General features: G+C 63.9%; 1 protein-coding gene. It reads left to right on the top strand.

Annotated features, from left to right (window positions below; genetic code table 11):
• A partial coding sequence (locus tag HX846_RS33390; protein ID WP_178967067.1) for a TonB-dependent copper receptor occupies nt 1-1485 on the top strand: 1485 nt, incomplete at its 5' end.
• Between the last annotated feature and the right edge of the window lie 54 nt (nt 1486-1539).

Raw genomic sequence — 1539 nt, forward strand, 5'->3', positions numbered from 1 at the left:
TATGTGCGGGTGATCGGCAACCAGGCCCACGCCGATGACTACAAGGACGGCAACAACGACACCGTCGCCTCGCGCTACGACAAGTGGAACGGCGACGTGGCCGTGGGCTGGACCCCGGACGCCGACACCCTGCTGGAACTCACCGCCGGCCGTGGCGATGGCGAAGCCCGCTACGCCGGGCGTGGCATGGACGGTTCGCAGTTTTTGCGCGAGAGCCTCGGATTGCGCGTCGAGAAATCGAACATCGGCGAGGTGCTGGATAAGGTCGAAGCGCAGGTCTACTACAACTACGCCGACCACGTGATGGACAACTACACCCTGCGCGTCCCGTCGGGCACCGGGATGATGGCCGGTCCCATGGCGGCCAACGTCGACCGCCGCACCCTCGGCGCCCGTATCAAGGCCACCTGGCGCTGGGCCGATGTGCAGTTGATCAGCGGCATTGATGCACAAACCAACGAACACCGCGAACGCAGCGCCATGGGCGTCGACACCTACAAGGACCTGCCCCGCAGCAAGGACGCCAACTTCCACAACTACGGGGTGTTCGGCGAACTGACCTGGTACGCCGCCGACCGCGACCGCCTGATCACCGGCGCCCGCGTCGACCGCGCCTCGGCCAAGGATTTCCGGCAAACCATCAGCTCCGGGATGATGAGCAGCCCCAACCCCACCGCCGGTAAAACCCGCGCCGATACGCTGCCGTCCGGCTTTTTCCGCTACGAGCACGATCTGGCGGACAGCCCTGCCACCCTGTACGCAGGGCTTGGGCATTCGGAGCGTTTCCCTGATTACTGGGAGCTGTTTTCTCCCGACACCGGGTCGGTCGGTTCCGTGAATGCCTTCGACGGTGTGAAGCCTGAAAAAACCACCCAGCTGGATTTTGGCCTGCAATACAAATCCGCCGATCTCGACGCCTGGGCCTCGGGCTACGTCGGCCAGGTGCGTGATTTCATCCTGTTCGACTACCAGCCGGGAATGATGGGCACCACCTCCCAGGCGCGCAATGTGGACGCGCGAATCATGGGCGGTGAATTGGGTGCGGCCTACAAGCTGACCGCCAACTGGAAGGCTGATGCCACCTTCGCCTACGCCTGGGGCAAGAACACCAGCGACGGCAAACCGCTGCCGCAGATCCCGCCGCTGGATGCGCGCTTCGGGCTCACCTACAGCCAGGACGACTGGAGCGCCGGCGCCTTGTGGCGGGTGGTCGCGGCGCAAAACCGCATCGACCAGAACAAGGGCAACGTGGTGGGCAAGGACTTCGACAAAAGCTCGGGGTTTGGCGTGTTCTCGCTGAACGCGGCGTATCGCATCAACAAGAATTTCAAGGTCAGCACGGGCGTCGACAACCTGTTCGGCAAGGCGTACGCCGAGCACCTGAACCTGGCCGGCAACGCCGGGTTCGGCTACCCGGCCAATGACCCGCAAGCCATCAAGGAACCGGGGCGCACGCTCTGGACCAAGGTGGACATGAGCTTCTAAGCGCATCGCAGGCAAGCCAGCTCCCACAGTTGCAATGCATTCCCCTGTGGGAGC

Source organism: Pseudomonas sp. K5002 (assembly GCF_013386655.1).
Lineage (GTDB): Bacteria > Pseudomonadota > Gammaproteobacteria > Pseudomonadales > Pseudomonadaceae > Aquipseudomonas.